The sequence below is a fragment of the Catellatospora sp. NPDC049111 genome (genome assembly GCF_040648615.1).
In the GTDB taxonomy this organism is placed as follows: domain Bacteria; phylum Actinomycetota; class Actinomycetes; order Mycobacteriales; family Micromonosporaceae; genus Catellatospora; species Catellatospora aurea.
The window spans coordinates 81708-103073 of the sequence record NZ_JBEZEB010000024.1 but is presented as its reverse complement, the minus strand read 5'-3'; the positions used below and the strand labels follow the sequence as shown (position 1 = coordinate 103073).

12 protein-coding genes and 2 pseudogenes are annotated in these 21366 nt (G+C 72.5%); 3 read left to right on the top strand and 11 right to left on the bottom strand.

What is annotated here, in order from left to right; genetic code table 11:
- Positions 1-88: 88 nt before the first annotated feature.
- The 4 genes and pseudogenes from AB0B66_RS27740 to AB0B66_RS27725 all read right to left on the bottom strand — a co-directional run.
- The gene (locus tag AB0B66_RS27740; protein WP_360535418.1) at positions 89-313 is read right to left on the bottom strand and encodes a ferredoxin; all 225 of its coding nucleotides are present in this window, start codon (positions 311-313) and stop codon (positions 89-91) included.
- Positions 310-1506, bottom strand: a complete 1197-nt coding sequence (locus tag AB0B66_RS27735; RefSeq protein ID WP_360535416.1) for a cytochrome P450 — start codon at positions 1504-1506, stop codon at positions 310-312. The genes AB0B66_RS27740 and AB0B66_RS27735 overlap by 4 nt, the downstream gene beginning before the upstream one ends.
- A gap of 88 nt (positions 1507-1594) precedes the next feature.
- Positions 1595-2089: a universal stress protein gene (locus AB0B66_RS27730; RefSeq protein WP_360535414.1), complete on the bottom strand. Its 495-nt coding sequence runs from the start codon at positions 2087-2089 to the stop codon at positions 1595-1597.
- Between the two features lie 421 nt (positions 2090-2510).
- Positions 2511-3986, bottom strand: a pseudogene (locus AB0B66_RS27725) (MDR family MFS transporter); the annotation flags it as partial.
- A gap of 122 nt (positions 3987-4108) precedes the next feature.
- Here AB0B66_RS27725 and AB0B66_RS27720 point away from each other — a divergent pair.
- The gene (locus AB0B66_RS27720) at positions 4109-4714 is read left to right on the top strand and encodes a TetR/AcrR family transcriptional regulator (protein ID WP_360535412.1); all 606 of its coding nucleotides are present in this window, start codon (positions 4109-4111) and stop codon (positions 4712-4714) included.
- A gap of 114 nt (positions 4715-4828) precedes the next feature.
- The gene (locus tag AB0B66_RS27715; protein ID WP_360535410.1) at positions 4829-6151 is read left to right on the top strand and encodes a lysylphosphatidylglycerol synthase transmembrane domain-containing protein; all 1323 of its coding nucleotides are present in this window, start codon (positions 4829-4831) and stop codon (positions 6149-6151) included.
- Between the two features lie 9 nt (positions 6152-6160).
- Here AB0B66_RS27715 and AB0B66_RS27710 read toward each other — a convergent pair whose 3' ends face one another.
- The 5 genes and pseudogenes from AB0B66_RS27710 to AB0B66_RS27690 all read right to left on the bottom strand — a co-directional run bounded on the left by AB0B66_RS27710 (position 6161) and on the right by AB0B66_RS27690 (position 9595).
- Positions 6161-6937, bottom strand: a complete 777-nt coding sequence (locus tag AB0B66_RS27710) for a leucine-rich repeat domain-containing protein (protein ID WP_360535408.1) — start codon at positions 6935-6937, stop codon at positions 6161-6163.
- Positions 6938-7048: 111 nt separating this feature from the next.
- Positions 7049-7747 (bottom strand): DUF998 domain-containing protein, encoded by a 699-nt coding sequence (locus AB0B66_RS27705; RefSeq protein ID WP_360535406.1) that lies wholly within the window; start codon positions 7745-7747, stop codon positions 7049-7051.
- 72 nt (positions 7748-7819) lie between these two features.
- The gene (locus AB0B66_RS27700; RefSeq protein ID WP_360535404.1) at positions 7820-9013 is read right to left on the bottom strand and encodes an MFS transporter; all 1194 of its coding nucleotides are present in this window, start codon (positions 9011-9013) and stop codon (positions 7820-7822) included.
- A gap of 50 nt (positions 9014-9063) precedes the next feature.
- Positions 9064-9387, bottom strand: a pseudogene (locus AB0B66_RS27695) (DUF3140 domain-containing protein); the annotation flags it as partial.
- Positions 9377-9595 carry a DUF2945 domain-containing protein gene (locus tag AB0B66_RS27690; protein WP_360535402.1) on the bottom strand — a complete coding sequence of 73 codons (219 nt, stop codon included), beginning with the start codon at positions 9593-9595 and terminating at the stop codon, positions 9377-9379. The gene AB0B66_RS27690 and the pseudogene AB0B66_RS27695, both read right to left, overlap by 11 nt.
- A 102-nt stretch (positions 9596-9697) precedes the next feature.
- On the opposite strand from AB0B66_RS27690, the gene AB0B66_RS27685 reads away from it, so the two are divergent.
- The gene (locus AB0B66_RS27685) at positions 9698-11029 is read left to right on the top strand and encodes a VWA domain-containing protein (RefSeq protein ID WP_360535400.1); all 1332 of its coding nucleotides are present in this window, start codon (positions 9698-9700) and stop codon (positions 11027-11029) included.
- A gap of 62 nt (positions 11030-11091) precedes the next feature.
- On the opposite strand, the gene AB0B66_RS27680 is transcribed toward AB0B66_RS27685, so the two are convergent.
- Positions 11092-14412, bottom strand: a complete 3321-nt coding sequence (locus AB0B66_RS27680) for a hypothetical protein (protein WP_360535398.1) — start codon at positions 14410-14412, stop codon at positions 11092-11094.
- Positions 14409-21332: a neuraminidase-like domain-containing protein gene (locus tag AB0B66_RS27675; RefSeq protein ID WP_360535396.1), complete on the bottom strand. Its 6924-nt coding sequence runs from the start codon at positions 21330-21332 to the stop codon at positions 14409-14411. Before AB0B66_RS27675 ends, AB0B66_RS27680 begins: the two co-directional genes overlap by 4 nt.
- Positions 21333-21366: the final 34 nt, after the last annotated feature.

The window sequence follows — 21366 nt, the reverse complement described above, 5'->3', positions numbered from 1 at the left end:
CCCGCGCCCCGCCTTGATCATCCGATTTGCCTGGCACCTGCGCGTATCTTGAGCCCGGTTTCGCACAGGTGCCCGGCAAGTCGAACGATCATGGGCGGGCGGCGGCCACCTCGGTCACGTCGATCGCGGCGGCGGGGCAGTTGTAGGCGGCCTCGCGAACCGCGTCGTGCTCGGACTCGGGCGGTTCGGCCTGGCGCAGGACGACCAGGCCGTCGGTGTCGTCCTGGTCGAAGACCTCGGGCGCGGTGCGTACGCAGTTGCCCGAGCCGCAGCACGCGTCCCGGTCGACGGCGACGTGCAGCCGTACGCTCACCACGTCACCGGCAACCGCTGCACGCCGAACACGACCGCGTCGCGGTAGCGCACGTCGTCGGCGTCCACGGCCAGGGCCAGGCCGGGCAGGCGGGTGATCAGCTCGGACAGGGCGATGCGAAGCTCGGCGCGGGCCAGCGGCTGGCCGATGCACTGGTGGATGCCGAATCCGAACGCCATGTGCTGGTGCGAGCCGCGCTCCAGGTCGAACTCCGCGCCGTCGGGGAACACGTCGGCGTCGCGGTTGGCAGCCGACAGCAGCGCGATCACGCCCTCCCCGGCGGCGATGCGGTGCCCGCCGACCTCGGTGTCGGTGACCGCGACCCGGGTCAGCCCGGTGCGCACGATGGTCAGGTAGCGCAGCAGCTCCTCGACGGTGTCGTCGATCAGTTCGGGGCGCTCGCGCAGCCGGCGCAGCTGCGCGGGGTGCTCCAGCAGCACCAGCGTGCTCAGGCCGATCATGTTCGAGGTGGTCTCGTGCCCGGCGATGAGCAGCAGCACGGACAGCCCGACCAGCTCCTCCTCGGTCATCTCGCCGGTGGCGACGCGTTCGGCGGCCAGCCGGCTGATCAGGTCCTCGCCCGGTTCGCCGCGGCGGGCCGCGATCAGCCGGGTCAGGTAGTCGCGCAGTTCCTCGATGGCGTCGCGGGCCTGCTCCGGAGTGCTGGACCAGGCCAGCAGGATGCGGCTGCGCTCCTGGAAATAGTCGTGGTCGGTGTACGGGACGCCGAGCAGGTGGCAGATCACCATCGACGGGACCGGCAGCGCGAAGTGCTCGACCAGGTCGGCGGGCTGCCCGGCGGCGCGCATCTGCTCCAGCGCGTCGACGACGGTCTGCCGGATCAGCGGCTCCAGCGTCCGGATGTGCTTGATCATGAACTCGGGGGTGAGCATCCGGCGGAACTTCGTGTGCTCCGGCGGGTCCATGCGGATCAGCGAGCCGTCGGGGCGGCGCGGCATGTCCTCGGGGATCGGCCGGATCAGCGGGAACCCCGGCCGGGTGAAGTCGCTGGAGAAGTCCGGGCTGCGCAGCAGCTCGCGCAGGTGCTCGTGCCGGGTGAACAGCCAGGCCTGCTGGCCGGTGGGCAGCCGCACCCGGCCCACGCCGTCCGGGCCGAGGTCGGGCAGCAGCGGGTCGAGCCCGGAGTTGCCGAACGGGTACGTCAGGACGTTCGTGGCCAGCGTGTCGGACATGTGAGACTCCCCCGTCGAACCCCCAGGACCCCTCCAAGTTACTAGCATTTGCCCGTTTTGGCGGAGTTCTGGCCGACCGGCCGGCTGGTCAGGGCACGACCACCACCGGCCAGCGGCCCTGCTTGACCAGCCGGGTCGCGACCGAGCCGACGAACCGGTGCCCCGCCTGCGCGGACGCCCCGACGACCAGCATGTCCGCCTTCAGCTCGTCGGCCGCGGCGCGCAGCTCCGCGTACGGATCACCGCGGCGCACCGTGAACGTGACGGGCAGACCCATCTCCTCGGCCGCCAGGCGCACCTGGGCGCGCAGCTCGTCGGCCAGTTCCTCGGCGGTCTGCACCGCCGCCGCGGCGGCCTGGCCGTAGATCGAGGCGACGAGTCCGGCCGACTCCCCCACGAACACCACGACCAGGCGGCTGCGCTGGCGGCGGGCCAGGCCCGCGGCGTACGCGGCGGCCCGCTCGGACGGCGGGCTGCCGTCCACGCCCACCATGATCACGCGTGGGCCGTCGGTGCCGCGCTCGAAGGCGCACGGGGCGGCCGCCGGACCGTAGTGCTCGGTGCGCTGCTGCGGCAGGTCCACGATCCGGCCGTCCTGCTCAGGCCCGGCCCAGCGCCGGAGCCGACTCGCCGAACCCGCCCGCCGACGCCTGCGAGCGCGCCGCGGTGGTCGGCAGGTCGCCCGCAACCGGCCCGAACCCTCCGGGCACCCGAACCGCGCCCGGCGCATATCCGTACGACGGCGCGGCAGGCTGCGTACGGAGGTCCGCGTGCGAGGGCCACGGGGTGGACGGCGCGTACGCGAACGCGGGCGCGGGCACACGCACGTCGGCGTGCGACGGAGCGGCGTAGGCCGGAGTGTGCGACCGGGCGTCGGCCGGCGACGGAGTGGCGTAGGCCGGGGCCGTGAGCTGTGCCGGGGCGTGCGAGCGGGCGTCGGCGTGCGACGGGACCGGGGCCGCCGGGGCGGGGGTAACCGGCTCGGGCGCGGGGGCCGGGGCGCCGGAGCGCAGCACGATGTCGGGCAGCAGCAGTGCGGCGATGACGCCGACCGCGCCGATGGCCGCGGAGATGAGGAAGATGTGGCCGGTGGCGTCGCCGTACGCCTCTCGGACGATGGTCTGGGCCATCGGCGGCAGCGTCTTGAGGTTCAGCGAGCCGCCGCCCGAGCCCGCGGGCAGCCCGGCCGCGGCCAGGTGGTCGGCAATGATTGACTGGACCCGGTTGGCCAGCACCGCGCCGAGCACCGAGACGCCGATGGTGCCGCCGAGCGAGCGGAAGAAGGTCACCGAGCCGGTGGCCGCGCCGAGGTCCCTCATGGCGGCGGTGTTCTGCACCGCGAGCACCAGGTTCTGCATGGTCATGCCGACGCCGAGGCCGACGAGCAGCATGCCCACGCTGATCACGGTCAGCGGTGTGTCGTGGTCGATGAACGACAGCCCGAGGAAGCCTGCGACCAGCACAATCGCGCCGGTGACGATGTACGGCTTGACCTTGCCGGACTTGGTGACCATGCGGCCGGTGACGGTCGAGGACACCAGCACGCCGAACATCAGGGGCATGGTGAGCAGGCCGGCCTCGGTCGGGGTGTAGCCGCGGCCGATCTGGAAGTACTGGCCGAGGAACACCGAGCCGCCGAACATGGCCATGCCGACCGCGAGGCTGGCGACGATCGACAACGCGGGGACGCGCTTGCTGATCACGGTGATCGGCACGACCGGGCTCTCCGCCCGCAGCTCCACCCACACCGCCATGGCCAGCACCAGCAGCGCCGCGCCGACCATGGCGAAGGTCTGCCAGGACAGCCAGTCGAACGAGTTGCCGACGAACGACACCCACACCAGCAGGGTGCTCACGCCGATGGCGATCAGGGCCGCGCCCAGGTAGTCGATCTTCGCCTTGACCCGGTGGCCGTGCGGCAGGTCCAGGGTCAGCCACAGCAGCGCGAAGGCGATCGCGGCGATCGGCACGCCGATGAAGAAGCACCAGCGCCAGCCCAGCCACGACGTGTCCACGATCAGGCCGCCGAGCAGCGGACCGGCCAGCGTGGCGACGGCCATGACGCCGCCGAGGTAGCCGTTGTACCGGCCGCGCTCGCGGGGCGGGATCATCGCCGCGATCACGATCTGGACCAGGGCCTGCAGGCCGCCGACGCCGATGCCCTGCACCGCGCGGGCCGCGATGACCTGGCTGGTGTCCTGGGCGAACCCGCTGAGCAGCGAGCCGATCACGAAGATCACGATGGCGATCTGGACCAGGAGTTTCTTGCTGAACATGTCCGCCAGGCGCCCCCAGACCGGGGTCGTCGCGGTGGCGGCGAGCAGGGTCGCGGTGACGATCCAGGTGTACTGCGTCTGGGTGCCGTTCAGCTCGCCGACGATACGGGGCAGCGCGGTGGACACGATGGTCGAGCTGATCATCGCGACGAACAGCACGAGCAGCAGCCCGCTCAGGGACTCCAGGATCTCGCGGTGGCCCATGCGCAGGTGGCGGGGGATATGGCCGGGGTTGCTCATGGCATCGAATATGGCACCGAACTTGCACAGTGTGCAAAGTTTCCCGATGTGCATTTCGCCACGCCGACCGGTATCGTCTCCTGCTCGTGGAGCCGACGAGCGAGCCGACGCCGACCCTGCGCGAGCGCAAGAAGGAAGCGACCAGGCAGGCCCTGCACGAAGCCGTGCTGCGCCTGGCCGTCGAACGCGGCCTGGACGCGGTGACCGTGGACGCCATCGCCGACGAGGCCAACGTGTCCCGGCGCACCTTCTCCAACTACTTCGCCAACAAGGAGGACGCCCTCCTGTACGGCGACCGGATGCGCGTCAACGCCCTGCTCGAACTGCTGCGCGCCCGCCCCGCCGGGGAGACCCCGTGGCAGGCGATGACCAACGCGGCGGTGACCCACTTCGAGCAGATCGGCGAGGTCGACCCGAACTGGGTCGCGCAGACCCGGCTGCTGCGCCGCCACCCGTCCCTGCTCGCCCAGCAGGCGGCCGCCCAGACCTCGCTGGAACACGAACTCGCCGCCGAGGTCGCCGCGCGCGACCCCGGCCACGCCGACGAGCCGATGCGCTCGCGCGTGCTCGCCGCCGTCTTCATGACCGCGCTGCGCACCGTGTTCGGGCTGTGGGTCGAGCAGGGTGGCGGGGCCGCCCTGCCTGTCGCCGTGCGGGCCGGGCTGGACCGCGCCGCCGAGCCGTTCGCGTAGCGGCATGCCTGCCCCGGCGGCGGCCCACCGCGCTCGGCTTTCAGCAAACTTTGCGCTGTGTGCAGCGTTACGAGTCGCCCGACAGGCGACCCGCGAGCGGTATGGTCCGTGATCGTGAAGGCACTTCGCCGACGTAGCGCGCCGAAGATCTGCCGACGCCAGGCCCGGCCCTACCGGTCCCCGCGCCGGCAGGCCGCGATACCCGGGCAGCGGACTGCGGCCCGTCGCCACCCCCGCCCGCCCGAGGAGCCATCCCCGCGCACGTCCGCGGCGCTCAGAGCGCCCGCTCCCGTCTGGCGGCGTTGGCTGCGCGGGCTGCTGCCGGTGGCCGTGGTCGTGCTGGCGCTGGTGACCGTACGCGACCAGATCCCCGGCCTCGACCAGATCAAGCCGGTCGTCGCCGACGGCGACCTCGCCTGGATCGGCGTCGCGCTGCTCGCCGAGATCCTGTCGATGTCCCTGTTCGCCCGCCAGCAGACGAACCTGCTCAAAGGCGTCGGGGTGCCCGCCCGGCTGGGCGGCGCGCTGGCCCTGGCCTACACGCGCTCCGCGCTGTCGATCAGCATGCCCGCCGGCACCGCCGTCTCCGCCGGGTACGCGTACCAGCGTTTCCGCCGCTGGGGCGCGAGCCGCGAGGCGGCGACCGCCGTCATGATCATGTCGGGCGTCAGCTCGTTCGTCGCCCTCGCGCTGCTGTATGTCGCGGGCTTCCTGCTCACCTTCCTCGCCTCGCCGGTGTCGACCTGGCGGGACCAGCCGGTGCTGACCCCCGCGGTGCTGGGCGTCAGCGCCGCGACGGCCGCCCTGCTGGTGCGGCACCGCGTCCGGGCGCGCGCCTCCCTGACCATCGACGGCCCGGTCGACGAGGAGGACCTCGACTTCCTGGCCACCGCCCCGGACACCACCGACGCCGGGCGACCCGCCCGGTCCGGGCTCGTACGCACGCAGCTGCACCGCCTCGGGCAGCTGATGCGCGACGTGGCCGCGGTCGCCGAGACCATGCCGCGCCGGTACCGCACCGCCGCGCTGGGGCTGTCCGCGCTCAACTGGCTCGCCGACCTCGCCTGCCTGGTCGCCGTCGCGCAGGCCTTCCACCTCCCGCTGGACCTGCTCCAGCTCGGCACGGTCTACGTGGCGGCGCAGCTGGTACGGCAGATTCCGATCACGCCCGGTGGCATCGGCGTCATCGAGGCGACGCTGCTCGCCGCGCTGACCGCCGCGGGCGCGGAACCGGCCGCCGCCGCGGCGACCGTGCTCGGCTACCGGCTGCTGTCCTGCTGGCTGGTCATCCCCGCCGGCCTGACCACCTGGGCGTTCCTGCGCCGCGCCGACAACCGCGCGAGCACCGCCGCGGCTGCTGACCTCGTGGCGGAACCGGTTTCGGCCGTCCCGGCCCCGACACCGGTGACGGCGACCCCGGCAGCGACGAAGGCCTGACGCGGCCGCTCACCACTGGGTCGCGGGTTGCGCCACCTCGCGACCGCCGGTGTGCACCATGGGAACGTGGTTGGCGGCCGGCTTCGGCAGCGCGTCCACGCACGCCTGAGAGCACGCGTTGACCAGCAGCGGGAGCACGTCGGAGCCGACGCCTCGCGAGATCCAGACCTGGCGCGTCTCGCCGCCCGTCAGGGCTTGGTCGCACACGCTGCAGGAGAGGATCTCGTCCGCGCCCCACCGGCCCGGATCAGGCGTCGCGGGCGGTCGGCCGGTTTCGGCGAGCTTCGGGAACGTCATCCGGGTCTTGTAGTTGCCGTACACCGCCCGGGTGCTCACCGTGCTGTCGTCCAGCAGCGGGCAGCGGGTCAGCTCGTACGGGAACCAGTGCAGCCGGTAGGAGGTGTACGGCTCGAACACCTTCAGGTTGCGCATCATCCCGATCTGCGGCGGGATCCGCACCAGGTTGCTGCCGTACAGCACCAGGTGTTTCACCTCGGTCAACGTGCCGATCGACGCGGGCAGGGTGACCACCTGCCGCCGTTCCTGCGCGCTCAGCTCCGCCAGCGGCGTGAACTTCTCCCGGCCGTCGGCCGCCGCCTGCTCGATCAGGTCCAGCAGCCGCAGCCAGCCCGGGGCCCGCGTGTCCTGCCGGTCGCGGTGGAAGCGCTTCTCCTGCTTGGGCTGCGCCATGCACCGGCAGGTGTCGCGGGCGGACTCCCGGTCACCCGGACCGGCCGCGTCACCGAAGCGGTTCACGAACACCTGCGGCTGCTCGACGTCAGACATGGCGGCACGATAGCCCGCTTTGGCCGATCCGGATGCCCGGCGGGGTCCGATGATCCGTTTTTGTGGACGCTGAACGTCGTTATAGCAGCGTCGGGCGTCCACAAAAACGGATCATGGTAGCGCTTCGGGTCCGCGGTCCGCCGAAGGCGCGGCGGCCTCCGGTGTGGATGAGGCACGCCATGCCCAGCGGCCCAGCGCCAGCACCGTGAGCACCTCGAAGGTGGCCAGGCCGCGTTCCACGAAGCCGAGCGGGATGACATCCCACCACGGCAAGCCGGTGTACGGCGTGAGCAGGTACGCGCCGATGATGACGCTGAAGAAGGCGAGCGCGGCCAGCGCGGGGATCGCGGTCAGCCAGACGCTACCCCGCCAGCGCCGCTCCCGCCGCCACATGACGGTGACCAGCAGCGCGCCCAGGGGCAGGCTGAGGAACGCGACGAGGCTCGCCATCCGGTGGATGTGCCCGTGCAGCGACGGGCCGACCGACCAGTCGTGCTTCGGGAAGTACACCACCGCCGCCAGGCCCGCCGACCACAGCAGCAGCCCGAGCGAGGCGAACGACGCGGGCCGGATCAGCTTCGCGTACGCCAGCGCCACGAACACGGCCAGCGAACCCGCCGCGAGGATCAGGACGCCGAGGTTGAACACCCAGCCGGTCTCGTAGTAGGCGTACTCGCTGATGGTGCGGCGGATCGGGCTGATCGCGGCGGTCGGCGGCAGCACGTGCAGGGCGGACACGGCCAGCACCCCGGCGACGACGGCGGCGAACCCGGCGGCCGCGAAGGTGCGGGCGAGGGAGGCGGACGGCATGCCTCGATCATCCCGCATCGCCGGCGTGCGTGGGTGTCCGCAGCTCGCGGACCGACGCACCGTCCGGCGTCGTCAGACGGAGGCGGGAGCCGGCTCTGCCACCGCGGTCTCCGCCTGGACCACGGCCCGGCCCGATCGCCAGGCGAGCAGTCCCGCGCCGACCGCGAGCACGGCGCACACCGGCCACAGCGCGCCTGGCGCGAGTCCGTAGATCAGCGCCCCGAGTGGGGCGGCGAGCATGGTGCCGCTGGTCGCGGCTCCGGTGTAGAGGCCCTGGTAGCGGCCGGTCAGGTCGGCCGGGGCGCGGTCGAGCACGTGCGCGGTGGCGGTCGTCTTGTAGAGGATCTCGCCGGCGGTCAGCACCACCATCGCGGCGATCACCACGGCCGCCGTGGAGCCCAGCCCGAACACCGCCATGCCGACCCCGACCAGCGTGTATCCGACCGCGATGATGCTCGTGGCGGGCAGCCGCCGCAGCAGCATGGTCACCGGGATCTCCAGCAGCAGGATCAGCCCGGAGCCGACGGCGAGCACGGTGGCGTACACGGTCAGTTGCTGCCCGTTGTCGCGCAGGTAGACCGGCAGGGTCGAGTACAGCTGCCGGTAGACGACGTCGACCACGACGATCGCGGGCAGCAGCGTCAGCAGGCCGCGGTCGGCGAGCACGCTGCGCCACAGCCCCGCGGGCGCGGCGCCGGCGGGCGCGGGCCGCCGCTCTGGTTCGGCACGCAGCAGCGCGGCGGTGACCGCCCGGACGGCCAAAATGACCAGGCCGTCGATGACGAACAGGGCGGTGAAGTGCTCCACGGCGAGCAGCGCGCCGACCGGCGGTCCGATGACGCAGCCGGCGTTGAACGCGGCCCGACTGATCGCCACGGCGCGCCGCCGGTCACCGGGCGGCACCGCGAGCGCGGTGAGCGCGCCCTGCGAGGTGCCGGCGGTCGCGCCGCTGTAGCCGAGCAGGGCCGTGGACACGGCCAGCAGCGCCACCGGCGTCCACGGCATCAGCAGCGTGACGACGCCCGCGACGGCGGAGGCGAGCAGCATGATCCGGCGGTGGCCGAACCGGTCACCGAACCAGCCGCCGGTGAAGTTGCCGGCCAGCAGGCCGACGCCGAGCGCGCCGCTGATCAGACCGGCCTGCTCCAGGGGCAGCTGCCTCGGCCCGGTCAGGTAGAGGAAGAGGAACGTGAAGACGAACGACCCGGCGGCGTTGACGAATCGACCTACGGCGAGGATCCACACGACCCGGGGTATGTCACGCACGCACGCACCCTAGAACGCGTGATCATGATCGCGCAAAGGCGTTACCGCAGCGGGTCGTGGCCCCAGTTCATCAGGGAGTACCGCCAGGGTGTGTCGGTGACGTCGCCGGACGGGCGCTGGGCGAGGTGCCGGTGCACGTACCCGACGACCTTGCGCATGTGGGCGAGGTCCGCGTCGCTGAGGTCGGCCTTCTTCGTCCGCAGCAGCCCGACGATGCGCCGCCCGGAGGCGTGCCCGGTCGACTCGCCGCCGCCCTACTTCTGGCCGACCGCGGTGGAGTCCGCACTGTCGAGCCACTTCTCCAGCGCGGCCGGGGTCATGTTGACCGCGTCGCCGAAGTCGCGGTAAGTCTGGTCGCGCTCGTCAGCGTTCACGGCGCAGCGCCTCCGGCTTGTGTACCGCGTCGCGGCCGGTCTTGTCGCTGGTCACGCGGTACTGCGGGTCGTCGTCCGAGGCGGCGACGGTGCGCCCGGCGGCGTCGGCGCGGTCGGTGATCTTCTCCTCGACGGTGCCGTGCACGGTCTGCCCGTGACTACGCCAGGCCACTTTGTCACCTTTGCGAAGTTTCTTGTGCTCCCCCATGACCGGTTCAGTTTCCCGGCCCGACAATGCTGAAACCTCGCCGCACTGGACGCCGCCGCCTACTGTGCACGCGGTCCCGTTTCGCCGTCCGAAGGAGATTCCATGCACATCACCGCGCATCTGGACGTCGACGTCGTCGCCATGGAGACCGACGACCAGCTGTCGGTGCTCATCGAGCTGACCGCGCCGCCCGCCCCGGCCGCCGCCGGTCCCCGCCCGCCGCAGACGCTGCAGGTGGTGCTCGACCGCAGCGGCTCGATGGACGAGGGACGTCTGGACGGCGCGAAGACGGCGCTGCTCGGGCTGATCGACCGGCTCGACCCGCAGGACAACTTCGGCCTGGTCGCCTTCGACGACCGGGTCGAGCTGACCGTCCCGGCCGGCAGGCTGACCGACAAGCTCGCGGTCAAACGGGCCGTCGCGGGCCTGCACGCCCGGGGCGGCACCGACCTGTCCGCCGGTTACCTGCGCGGGCTGCAGGAGGCCAAGCGGGTCGCCGGGCAGGGTGGAGCGCGGCTGCTGCTGGTGTCGGACGGGCACGCCAACGCGGGCGTCACCGACCCCGAGGCGCTCGGCGGGGTGGCCGCGAAGGCGTACGCGGACCAGGTCACGTCGTCCACGCTCGGTTTCGGACTCGGCTACGACGAGCGGCTGATGTCGGCGATCGCCCGGGGCGGCATGGGCAACGAGCTGTTCGCCGAGGAGGCCGACACCGCCTCCGCGCAGATCGCCGGGGAGGTCGACGGCCTGCTGTCGCAGACCGCGCAGGCCGCGTCGCTGCAGATCACGCTGTCGCCCGAGGTGCGGGCGGTGCAGATCCTCAACGACCTACCGGTGACGGCGACAGGCAAGACCGTGCTGGCCGAGCTGGGCGCGTTCTACGCCGACGAGACCCGCAAGCTGCTGCTGGTGTTCGACGTCCCGGCGATCGCCGCGCTCGGCCTGGCACAGGTCGCGACGTGCGAGTTCACCTGGGTGGAGCTGCCGGGTCTGACCCAGCACACGGTGACGGTGCCGCTGCATGTCAACGTGGTGCCGGGCGACCAGGCCGCGGGCCGCGTCGCGGACCCGGTGGTGCGCACCGAGCTGGTGTACCTGCAGGTTCAGAAGATCAAGCGCCGTGCCTCGGCGTACCTGAGCGACAGCTCGGTCCGCAGGGCGCTCGACGAGATCCGCCAGGCGCAGCGCGCGGTCGACGACGTGCTGAAAGACGCCCCGGACTTCCTGCGCGCCGACCTGGACGAGGAGGCGTCGTCGCTGCGGTATCTGGCCGAGCAGACCGAGCAGGGCATGATCGCGCGCGCCGCGAAGTACTCGTCGTCGGACTCGGCGTACAAGTCCCGCAGCCGCGGCCGGAACCTGCCGCCGGCCTCGGGCGGCCCCACGAACGAGCCGCCGTCGGCCGGCAACGCCGCGCCGGAGCCGAGCAGCTGAGCGACAGCCGAGTGGCCCGGGTCCTGACCGGACCCGGGCCACTCGTGTCACGTCGAACGGGGCTACTCGGTGCCCCAGGTGAGCACCAGCCAGGCGTCTTCGAGCCGGGTGTCGTCGAAGTGCCAGGTGAACGCGCCCAGCGCCGGAGGCGGGGTCGCCGCGTCGGGCAACCTGCCCCAGAGCACTCCGGGCGGGGCGCCGTCGGCGGACAGCGCGAGCACCGGCTGCGTGCCCGCCGCGTCGGCGGTGACGGTGACCGCGGTGGCCGCGCCCGGCTGGGCGTACACCTCGATCCGGCGCAGCACCGCACTGCCGGTGTCGGCCCAGAACGGGTAGTGCTCGGGCCGCAGGGTGACCGTGAACGGGGTGCGGGCCGCCGCGGGAGCGGAGCGGAACTTCGCCCACGCCGTCGGGAAGTCCTGCCGCAACGACAGCAGCCGCACGTTGCCGACCGCTCCGGCCGCGGCGATGCGTTCGGCCAGGGCCGTCTCGGCCGCCTGGCGCAGCGGCAGACCGCCGTCGCGGGCGGTCATCCGCACGTGCAGGATCACGTCCGGGATCGCCAGGTAGTCGTGCTGGCGCAGCTTCGGCAGCTCGACGCGCCAGGTGCTGATCGCGCCCTGGCCCTCGAACGGCCCGAGGCGCTCGTCGCGGCCGTTCGGCCCGTCGAAGGTGCCCCAGTCGCCGACCGCGTTGCTGGTCGCGATCGACTCGACGCGGCCGTAGCTGTCACGGAAGCGCTCGGTGTCCTCGCCGTCGCGCTCGTACGCGCCGTCGGCCAGCTGCGGGGTGACCCGGATGCTGCTGTGCAGCAGGGTGAGGGTGCAGGCGACGGTGGTCTGCGGTCCGGCGGTGGCGGGCATGCTCACCCCGACGGCGCGCAGCCGGCGGAAGTAGTGCCCGGGGTAGTCCTGGTCGAACAGGTCCTCGGTCAGGGTGACCTCGCAGAACCCGTAGGTCCGCAGCCGCATGAGCGCCCCGGGGTCGAGCTGGCGCAGGCTGACGTTCTTGGTCAGCTCCAGCTCCCGCCGGTTGAGGTCGTGGTAGGCGTGCTCCATGCGCTTGACGTCGAGCAGCAGCCGCTCGCCCGCCAGCAGCCCCTCCTTGCCGGTGGCGTAGCCGGGCTGCAGGAACGACTGCCCGGGGTCGCCGAGTTCGTACTGCAGCGCCCGTTCGGCATTGCGGGCGACCTCGGTGGCCAGGCTCAGCCCGGAGTTGTACAGCGCCCGGATCTCCCGGCGCAGCCAGGTGTACAGCGCGGCGGTGCTGGTCTTGGTCGCGCCGTCCACCTTCTCCCCGGCCAGGAACTGCTCGATCTGCTCGGCCTCGGCGATCTGCTGCTGATGGTTGCGGAACTCCTGCTCGCTGGACGCCTCGCGGATCTGCGCCGCCCGCCAGTGCTTGAGCGTGACCGCGAGGTCGGCCAGGGCCTGGTTGCTCTGGTAGGACCAGTCGAGCTGGCGGCGGGCGTACGAGCCGACCTTGCCCGCGACCGCGGCGGTGTGCGAACGGGACTCGGCGCTCTGCTTGTCGGAGGACGCGTGCCAGGACACCCCGGCGGCCAGGTTGCCGCCGCCGAACGAGATGGTGCCGCCGGTGCCGAAGGGTTCGAACCGGGCCCCGAAGGTCGGGATCATGCTCAGCATCGCGGCCAGTGAGTCGCCGTCCATCGCCTTGTCCCGCGACGACTGGGCCAGCTTGAGGAACTCCAGCTCCTTGGCCTCGTACGAGGAGATGAGCTTGCCGTCGGCGTCGGCCAGGTTCTTGGCGATGTCGACCTCCAGCGGCCGCGGCTGCGGGCCGGGTTCCTCGCCGGAGGTGAACTTCAGGGTCGCCATCGCGGCCCGGTCCAGGTCGTCCAGTCCGGGCACGACGATCTCCGCGTCGGGTTTGCCGAGCTGCAGCTCGTAGTAGCGGTAGCGGGTCAGCGCGGACGCGAACGACTTCTGCACGCCTTCGCGCGCCTTGACCGCCTCCTGCCACTGTTGGAAGCGCACCAGTTCGGCGCGCTGGAGCAGGCTGCGCTCGTACCGGGCGCGCAGCGCGTACAGGGTCTCGGCGTCCTGCTTCTCGATCGCCGACAGCAGGTGCGCGCCCAGCGAGCTGACGTCGCGGGCCAGCTCGGCGGCCTTGTGCACGAGCACCGAGAAGCGCACCAGTGGCGCGGGCTGGTGCAGGCCGGCCAGCACCGAGGACACGTCGAGCCCCGCGGCGGCGGCCTTGGCCAGCAGCGCCGGGTCGATCGGCGGGTCGAACAGCGGCAGCTGCCGGAACACGCCCTGCAGGTTCAGGCTGTTACGAATCTTGAAGAGGCGGTCGGCGACGGTGTCCCAGTAGCCGAGCAGTTTCTCGTTGGGCGGCACGCAGAAGTACAGCGCCCCGCCGATGCTGGCGACGGTCTGCAGCGCGGCGGCGTCCGACGGGGCGCTCGGCGGCGGCAGCTTGTCGAACGGGATGTCGACTTCCAGCTCGGTGAACGTGTTGCCGAGCGCGTCCAGTTTGGGGCGCAGCGACTCGTACGACTGGGGCTGCTGCCAGCCCTTGCGCGGCACCGCCTGCGGGCGCGGACCGAGCAGTTGCGCGGCGAGCACGTACAACTGGGTGGCCTCGCCGATCGACTCGCCGTTGTCCTCGGCGAACAGGCGGTCGCCCCAGGCGATGAGGTTGTCCAGGTACAGCATGACCGTCTTGACCATGTAGGCGCTCTGCCGCCACCGGGCCACCACGTGCGGGCGGAACGGGTGGTCCTTCCAGTCGTGGATGGCGGCCAGGGTGTCCTCGAGCAGCTTCTTGTCGGCCTGGGTGGACAGGTTGGCCAGCACCTTCTCGATGCTGACGACCTCCAGCTCGTGGAAGCGGCGCACCTTCCAGAACCGCATCGGCGACGGGTCGACACCGGTCGCGGTCGGGTCGAAGACGTAGTGCAGCCAGCGCTGGCAGTCCTCGTTGCGCTGGGCGCGCATCAGGTGCGTCGCGATCGCGATCGGCACGTGGTAGAACAGCTCCCAGTTGTAGCAGGAGTACGCGCCGGTGGCGGTGAAGTCGAGGTCCTTGACCGGGTGGTCGCCGGTGACCCGGGCGCTGGGGGCGTACGCGGCGAAGAACTCCTCGTACAGGCGCGGCCGGGGCCGGCCGTCGGGCAGGGTCTTGACCTTGCCGTCGGGCGTGCGCAGGTAGTCGGTGTCGGCCGCCTGGAGCCCGCTGACCGAGCGCTCCACCAGCTCGTGGATCAGCTCGTGCACGTACGGGTGGAAGTGGCCGAAGAAGCGGTACGCGAGCTCCCGCTCGACGACCGTCGTCCGGTTTATCTTGTACGCGCCGAGCTGGCTCGCCAGCGCGCTGCCTCCGTGGAACTGCTGGACGAGCTGGTCCTTGGCGATCACAACGCGCCTCCGGAGAAGAAGTGCCCGCCCTGCGGGCCGATGACGGTGTCGCCGAACGCGACGGTCTTGCCCAGCGCGGTGATCTCGTCGAACTTGGGCTCGATCTGGTACAGCACCCGGGGGTCGACCTCCCACTGCGGCGGGCCTGGGGGCACCGGCACGTGGGCGACCAGCGGCGGCAGTTCGAAGTGCGGCTCGATCAGCGGCGTGGTGAAGATCAGCCGGTCGCCCTGCTCGATGGTGCGCTCGGTGAGCTGCGGCTCGACCCAGAAGGTGGCGTGCTCGTCGGCGACGAAGAACGGCAGCACCAGGTTGCCGACGTCGGAGGGCAGCCCGCCGATCGGGGTGCCGTTGGTGACCAGTGTGTACTCGGAGATCTTGCCGAGGATGGCCAGCTTGGTCGGGCAGGCGGGCTGCTGCACGCCGTTCTTCGTGGTGATCTTGTCGACGTAGAACGACGACAGCGTGCCGGTGGCGTCCCAGCGGCCCTGGTCGCCGTCGGTGATCTCGGCGAACGGCGGCCGCGGCGGCTGCGCGGCGGTCTTCAGCGTCGGCGTCGCGTGCCTGCTGACGACCCGGAACGCGGTGTTGAGCCGCCCGGTGAGGTGAACCCACACGGCCCCGTCGGCGGCCGTGGTCGCGTGCACGTGCTCCTCCTTCGGGTCGAAGGACACCATCGCCCCGAGCGGCACCTTCAGCACGCCGGACGAACCGGCCGGGCTCCAGTCCCGGCCGAACCGGTGCGTCCAGCCGAGCTTGACGTTGACCGACAACAGCGCCGACAGCCCGGACAGCTGGCCGAACGTCAGCGTCGCCGCGCCCTCGCCGGCGAGCGGGCCGGGGTCGGGCTTGCCGGGCTCGGGCACGAAGGTGACCCAGAAGATGTGCACCCGGTCGCGCCATTTGGCGATGGCGACGTGGTCGCCCTCGATCTCGGCGGTGACCGGCGACCACGGTGTCCAGGACCGGTGCGCCAGGGTGCGGTAGAAGTACTTGTGCGGCGCGGCGAACGTGCGCCCGACGACGTGCACGACGTTGTCGGACGGGTCGGGGGCCTGCTCGACGTACACGGCGCGGATGTCCAGGCGGGCGATCTCGTCCAGGCCGCGCAGGTAGCCGAACAGCGCGTCCTCGGCGTCGTCGTTGGTCAGGTCGGTCTGCGTCAGCGCGCTCTCCAGCTCCTGGAACAGGTGCGTCTTGTCGTCGCGGAACTCCGGCTCCAGCCAGTTCGGGGTCCACACCAGGATCTTCAGGTTGGCCTCGCTGACCCGGTAGCGCTTCATCCAGGCGAAGTGCGCCGCGTCGATGACCGACGGGCTGACCTTCGGCTCCAGGTTGAGCAGGCAGCGCTGGATGAACAGCTGCACCGAGGAGATCGCCTGGCGCAGCCGCGAGGTCTGCACCACGGGTTCGGTGCCGGGGTCGACGAGGAAGATCTCGTACAGCTGCTCCAGCCGGTCCAGGTCCATCGTCTGCAGCAGGTGCGCCACGAGGGCGTCGCGGCGGGCCTGGCGCAGCCGGTCGGCGATCGGCTTGACCACGGCCCGCCACACCTCGGGTGCGTAGCGGGCGCGCAGGGTGTCGCGTACGCCCTGGGCGACGGCCGCGTCGGGTTCCGGGTCGGCCCAGCCCGACAGCACCGCCGGGCTCACCCCGAACCGGCCGGCGAGCTGCAGCAGTCGCCACAGCCGGGCCAGTCCTTTCTCGTCGGCCAGTGCGGTGGCCTCGACGGCGTAGGGATCCCCGGAGCCGACGGTGGCGGTGACGCCGAGCAGGTCCATCGCCGCGCGCACCGCCGCCGGGTCGCGGCGGGTGACCGCGCCGACCGCCGAGGCGAGACCGGCGAGGGTCTGCTCCCGCGCGTCGGCGGCCGCCACGTCGGCCGGGAAGGCGCGGCGGGCGGCGGCGAGCAGCGGCGTCAGGTCCGCGCCCAGCTCACCCTTCAGCCGGGCGTACGCGCACAGCCGCAGCACCTGCGTGAACAGTTTCCGCGCCCGCACGTCGGTGTCGTCGGCCGCCCTGGTCGGCAGCTCCCCCAGGTCCAGCCCGTCGAAGTCGGCCGGGTGGGCGAGCAGGTACGTGGCCTCGGCCGCGGCCAGGCCCAGCACACCGAGCAGCTCCGTGGTCTTGCCCAGCAGCAGGTGCGCCCGGTGCAGCGCCTCCACACCCTCGCGCGGGTAGGTGATCAGCTGCGTGACCGGCCCCTGCGGCACGGTCTCGCCCTGCACCAGCAGCACTGGCGTGACCGTCCCGGCGGCCCGCACGGTGATCGCGTACGGCTGCCCCGCCTTCAGCTCGGTGAAAGCCGACGGCTCGGGCGCGGCGGACGAGGTCGTGGTGTGCAGGAGCGGATCGGCGAGGTGACCGAACCGGACCGACACCAGGGTGCCGACGGGCAGCCCCGCGACCGTGAACCGGTACGGCCCGGTCGCGGGCACCTCGACATGACCGGTCAGCGTCACCGCGCCGCCCGCGCTGTCGGTGCTCAGGCCCGGCCCGGCCGCAGCCGCGTACGCGCCCAGCAGCGCCTGGCCGGGCTGGTCGGGCCGGTCGAGCAGCGCCGTGTCGGTGAGCAGCGCCTCGGTGAACGCGGGCGCGGTGCCCAGGTCGGCAGCAACAGCGGTGATCACGGCCTGCCGGATGAGCCGGTCCCGCAGGTACGGCAGCAGCGCTTCGGCCAGCAGGGCACGCCGGTCGCGGTCCGCGGCGGCGGTCAGCGGCGGTGCGGCGAACAGCGTGTCGAAGTCGCCCGCCGCGAGGAAGCCGGTCTCGCCGACCCCGGGCACCGTGGCGCGCAGCAGGTGCCGGTCGAACAGCGCCCGGCCCTGGGCCTGCACGTCGTCGAGCAGCCCGGCCAGGTACGCGGGCTGCGCCCCGGTGACCGCGGCGAGCAGCGCGGCCCGCTCGCCGTCGCGCAGCACCCCGCGGTGCACCAGTTGCTGCTCCTGGCGCACCGGGTCGTACACGACGGTGACCTGCGGCAGCGCGGCGAAGTCGGCCGGGTCGAGGGCGGCGGCCGGGGCGGCGGGCCGGACCGCGCGCAGCGGCACGGTGTCGGTCCACATGCCGAACAGGGCCTCGGTGACGTCGGCCGGGAACACCAGCGCGAGCCGGGCGCGCAGCACGTCGTCGGTGAACAGCGCCGGGTCGGCGGGCACGGCGTTTTCGGCCCGGATCCGGGTGATCTCCGCCGCGAGGCCGCGCAGCAGCGCGAACGGCGGCTCGGCGGCGGCCCGGCGCGGGCCCAGCGGGTCGAACCGGTGGCGGAGCAGGAAGTTCAGCCGCTCCACGCCCAGCTCCTTGACCGCACGCACCGCCTCGACGAACGCCATGGTCTGCGTGAACGCGTGGTCGTCGGCGAGGTCGGCGACCGGGGCCGCCGCGGTCGGCGTGAAGGGGTCCAGGCCGGTCAGGCCCTTGAGCGCGAGCAGGTCCACGACCGGCAGTTTCAGCAGCCGGGCCAGCAGCGCGTGCCGGTGCAGCACCGACACGACCGGCATCGTCAGCGGCGCGTCGTCCATGGTGAACGCGGTGGACGCGGCCAGGATCGCCGCGATGTCGTCGGCGGTCACCCGCAGCGCCGACTGCACCGCCGCCAGGTGCGCCTTGAGCAGCACCGACGCGTCCGACAGGTAGTCGCCGAGGGGGTGGTCGAACGCCGGGTCGGCGGTCGGCAGCGCGCCGGACCGGAACAGCTCGGTGTAGTGCCGGTCGTCCAGGTCGGCCCACAGGGCGAGCAGGTCGGTGCGGCCGCGTTTGCCGGCCTTGAGGTCGGCCGCGAGCACGTCCAGGTGGGCCAGGCCGAGCAGGGCGCTGCGCAGCGCCGCGCCGATCGTGGTGGCCGTGCGCGGGTCGGGGGTGCTCGGCAGGAACGTCAGCAACGCCCGGTCCAGGTCCTCGATCGGGCGGCGCAGCCGGCGCTGCAGCCGTACGAACAGGTTGAGCAGCAGGAAGTCGAAGGGCTGCGCCGGGGTGCCGTCGAGGCGGCGCAGCACCGTGTTGGTGAAGCCCGGGTCGGCCCCGGGGTCGGCGAGCACCAGCACGCTGCCGAGGACGGTCAGGTCGACGCCCTGCAGCCAGGTCACGCCCATCGGGCCGAGCTTGGCCTCCAGGGCGGCCTGCTCCTCGGCGGTGAACGGCGCGTGCCCGGCGGCGGCCCGGTAGCGCAGCGCGTCCTCCATGTTCAGGTCGAGGCGGCGCAGGGTGGCCAGCCCGGCCAGGCCGGGGTTGGCGAAACCGGTGCGCACCAGGGCGACCAGCTCGCGGTAGGTCACGCCGAGCCGCCGGGACAGGGCCACCGCGCCGGACAGCTCCGTGAGCGCCTGCGCCTCGGTGACGGTGCTGTCGTAGCCGTACAGCGCGGTCCAGGTGGGCAGCGGGTTCGCGGCGGTGAGCAGGCGCTGCTCGTCGGGGGTGAGCCCGAGGCGTTCGAGGAACACCGCGGCCCGGCCGTACGGTTCGGTCCCGGCCGGGTACAGCGCGTCGGTGGGACGCAGCGTGTCGAGCAGCGTCCACAGGGGCGCGTCGAAGTGGTCGCAGAACTCGCGCACCGTGGTCAGGAACAGGTCGAACGGCAGCGTGAGCGGGTAGCGGGCGGCCTTGAGCGTGGTGTACGCCTTGGCCAGCTGATTCGCCGGTTCGGCGATCAGGTTCTCGCTGGTCGCGTTGCCGGTGTCGTAGACCGGCATGCCGGTCAGGGTGCCCTCGGCGGTGTACTGCTCCAGGATCTCGTTGACGATGTCCAGGTAGGGCAGCGCCGTGTTGGTGTTCTCACAGGTCAACGGGAGCTTCGGCAGGTCGGGCCGGCGCTGGGTGAGCACCTCGTACGGCGTCGTCGGCGCGGGCTCGCCGTCGGCTTTCCAGCTTGGAATGTCCGCGTACGGATACGGCGCGCCGCCGTGCGCGGTCTTCCAGTCGGCCAGCCGCTTGGCCCACGCCTCCGGCGCGGGGTCGAGGAAACGCAGCAGATTCACCAGGTACGCGGCCGGGCCGAGGATCGAGCGGCAGTGGTCGCACTCACAGAAGTCCATCGAGCCGAACAGCGTCTCCAGCGTCGGATACTGCTTGATCAGCTCAGTCTTCGCCGCCGCGACGGCCTCGGCGGGCGGGCTCGCCACCGGCAGCACGACCTCCGCGCCCGCCTGCTGCACCACCCCGAGGAAGCTGTAGACGACCGTGGTGACCTGCTGCGCCTTGCGGTAGATCCGGTCGGCGACCTGCGGCCCGGCGAACAGGTGCGCCTTGGTGTCCATGAACGTCTCGTACGACACCGCCGTGACGTCGAGCGCCGAGCCGAACCCGGCGGCGAGCATCGCCTGCATCGACTCGTCGTCGGGCGTCACCTGGTAGAGCCGGGCCAGTGTCTTGACCTGCGCGGTCGTTTTGGTGACCTGATCGTCGCCCATGCCGGCGAACAGCTCACCGCCGTGCTCGGCCAGGAACGTGTTGACCGGGGTGCGGCCCAGGGCGAAGCCGTGCCGGTTCGCGGCGGTGTCCAGCACGCGGGCCACGTCGTCGCGGACCTCGTCATGGCGCAGCGCGAGCGCGCCGGTGGCGACCATGTCCCCGACGACCTGCGTCGGGTAGGACAGCCGCACCTTGCGGGCCAGGTCGGCCGCGTAGGCGGTGAGCCGGTCGGCGGTGTCCGCACCGTCGTAGGCGGGCGGGATTAGCCCGTCGAGGCGTTCGGGGTCCTGCCCGGACAGTGCGGTGATCCGCTCGGTCCAGCGGTCGGGCCGGTAGAGGCCGTCGCGGACCAGGGCCGGGCCCAGGTCGGCCGAACCGTCGACGCCGCGCTGCAGGTCGCCGATCAGGTCGGCGTTGTTGAGGGTCAGGTGCGCCAGCCGGGCGCTGACCCGCAGCGTGTCGGTGGGCAGGCCGCGCCGCTCGGCGGCGTCCCAGAACCCGTCCACGTCCCGGTCCCGGCCGTGTTCGGTGAACAGCGTCTCCAGCACCGCGGACTGCTCCTGCGGCAGTTTCGTGGTCGCCAGCACGTCGCCCCAGCTGGACACGGTGCCCGCGCCGACCATCCGCCGCCGGATCTTCACCGCGTACGCCTCGTGCGCCTGCACCGCGGCCCGGATCTGCTCCTCGTCGAGGCCGACCACCCCGGCCTCGACCGCGCCCCGCAGCGCGCGGTCCACGGCTCCGGCGTCCACGCGGGCCAGCTGCACCGGGTCGGTGGGCAGCCCGGCGCGCAGCAAGCCGTACAGGGCGGACGGCTGCACGCCGGTGCCGCGCGACAGCTTGTCGGCGGTCGCGGCCAGCGCCAGCAGCCGCGCGTCCCAGCTCGTCGCCGAGGCGAGCAGGGTCAGGTCGTTGGTGACCCCGTCCTCGACCGCGCTGCGCAGCCGCGCGTCACCCAGCATCGGGCGCACGTCGGAGTCGAGCCGTTCGTACTCGCCGGCCATCGGCCGCAGCCGGGCGGGCACCACAACGTTCAGCGGACCGTCGAACCGGCCCCGCAGCCCGTGCCGCACCCCGGTCAGCCGGATCTCGCCGCTCTCGCCGGCCTGCCGTGGAACGGACAGCCGGTCCTGCCTCGTCGCGCCGAGCTGCGACGCCTGCTCGACCTGCCCGGCCCGGCGCAGGTTCTGCCGGGCGTCGTGCCCGGACGTGTCGACGGCGGACACCTGCAGCCGCTCCACGACGTGCGGGTCGAGGCGCACTGTGGGCTCCTCACCGGTCTCCGGCTCGGCCGCCCGGCGCACCGGCCGCCCGGCCTCGCCGTCGGTGACCGCGCGGACCTCCAGGTTGACCGGCCCGTCGCGCTCGACCGTCACCGAGTACGCGCCGTCACCGCCGGTCTGTGCCTCGGCGAGGACGTCGGCGCGGCCGTTGAAGCCGACGTCGACGAACCGCAGCGTCACGTCCGCGGCGGGCCGCCCGTCGTCGAAATAGGCGCGTCCGCTGATCTGCATGCGTCCTTCTCCTGCCTGTGTCCGGGGAACTGCC

Coding starts and splice junctions, on each gene's coding strand:
- AB0B66_RS27735 (WP_360535416.1), bottom strand. CDS start 1,506: ATGTCCGACACGCTGGCCACGAACGTCCTGACGTACCCGTTCGGCAAC.
- AB0B66_RS27710 (WP_360535408.1), bottom strand. CDS start 6,937: ATGTCTGACGTCGAGCAGCCGCAGGTGTTCGTGAACCGCTTCGGTGAC.
- AB0B66_RS27705 (WP_360535406.1), bottom strand. CDS start 7,747: ATGCCGTCCGCCTCCCTCGCCCGCACCTTCGCGGCCGCCGGGTTCGCC.
- AB0B66_RS27690 (WP_360535402.1), bottom strand. CDS start 9,595: ATGGGGGAGCACAAGAAACTTCGCAAAGGTGACAAAGTGGCCTGGCGT.
- AB0B66_RS27685 (WP_360535400.1), top strand. CDS start 9,698: ATGCACATCACCGCGCATCTGGACGTCGACGTCGTCGCCATGGAGACC.
- AB0B66_RS27675 (WP_360535396.1), bottom strand. CDS start 21,332: ATGCAGATCAGCGGACGCGCCTATTTCGACGACGGGCGGCCCGCCGCG.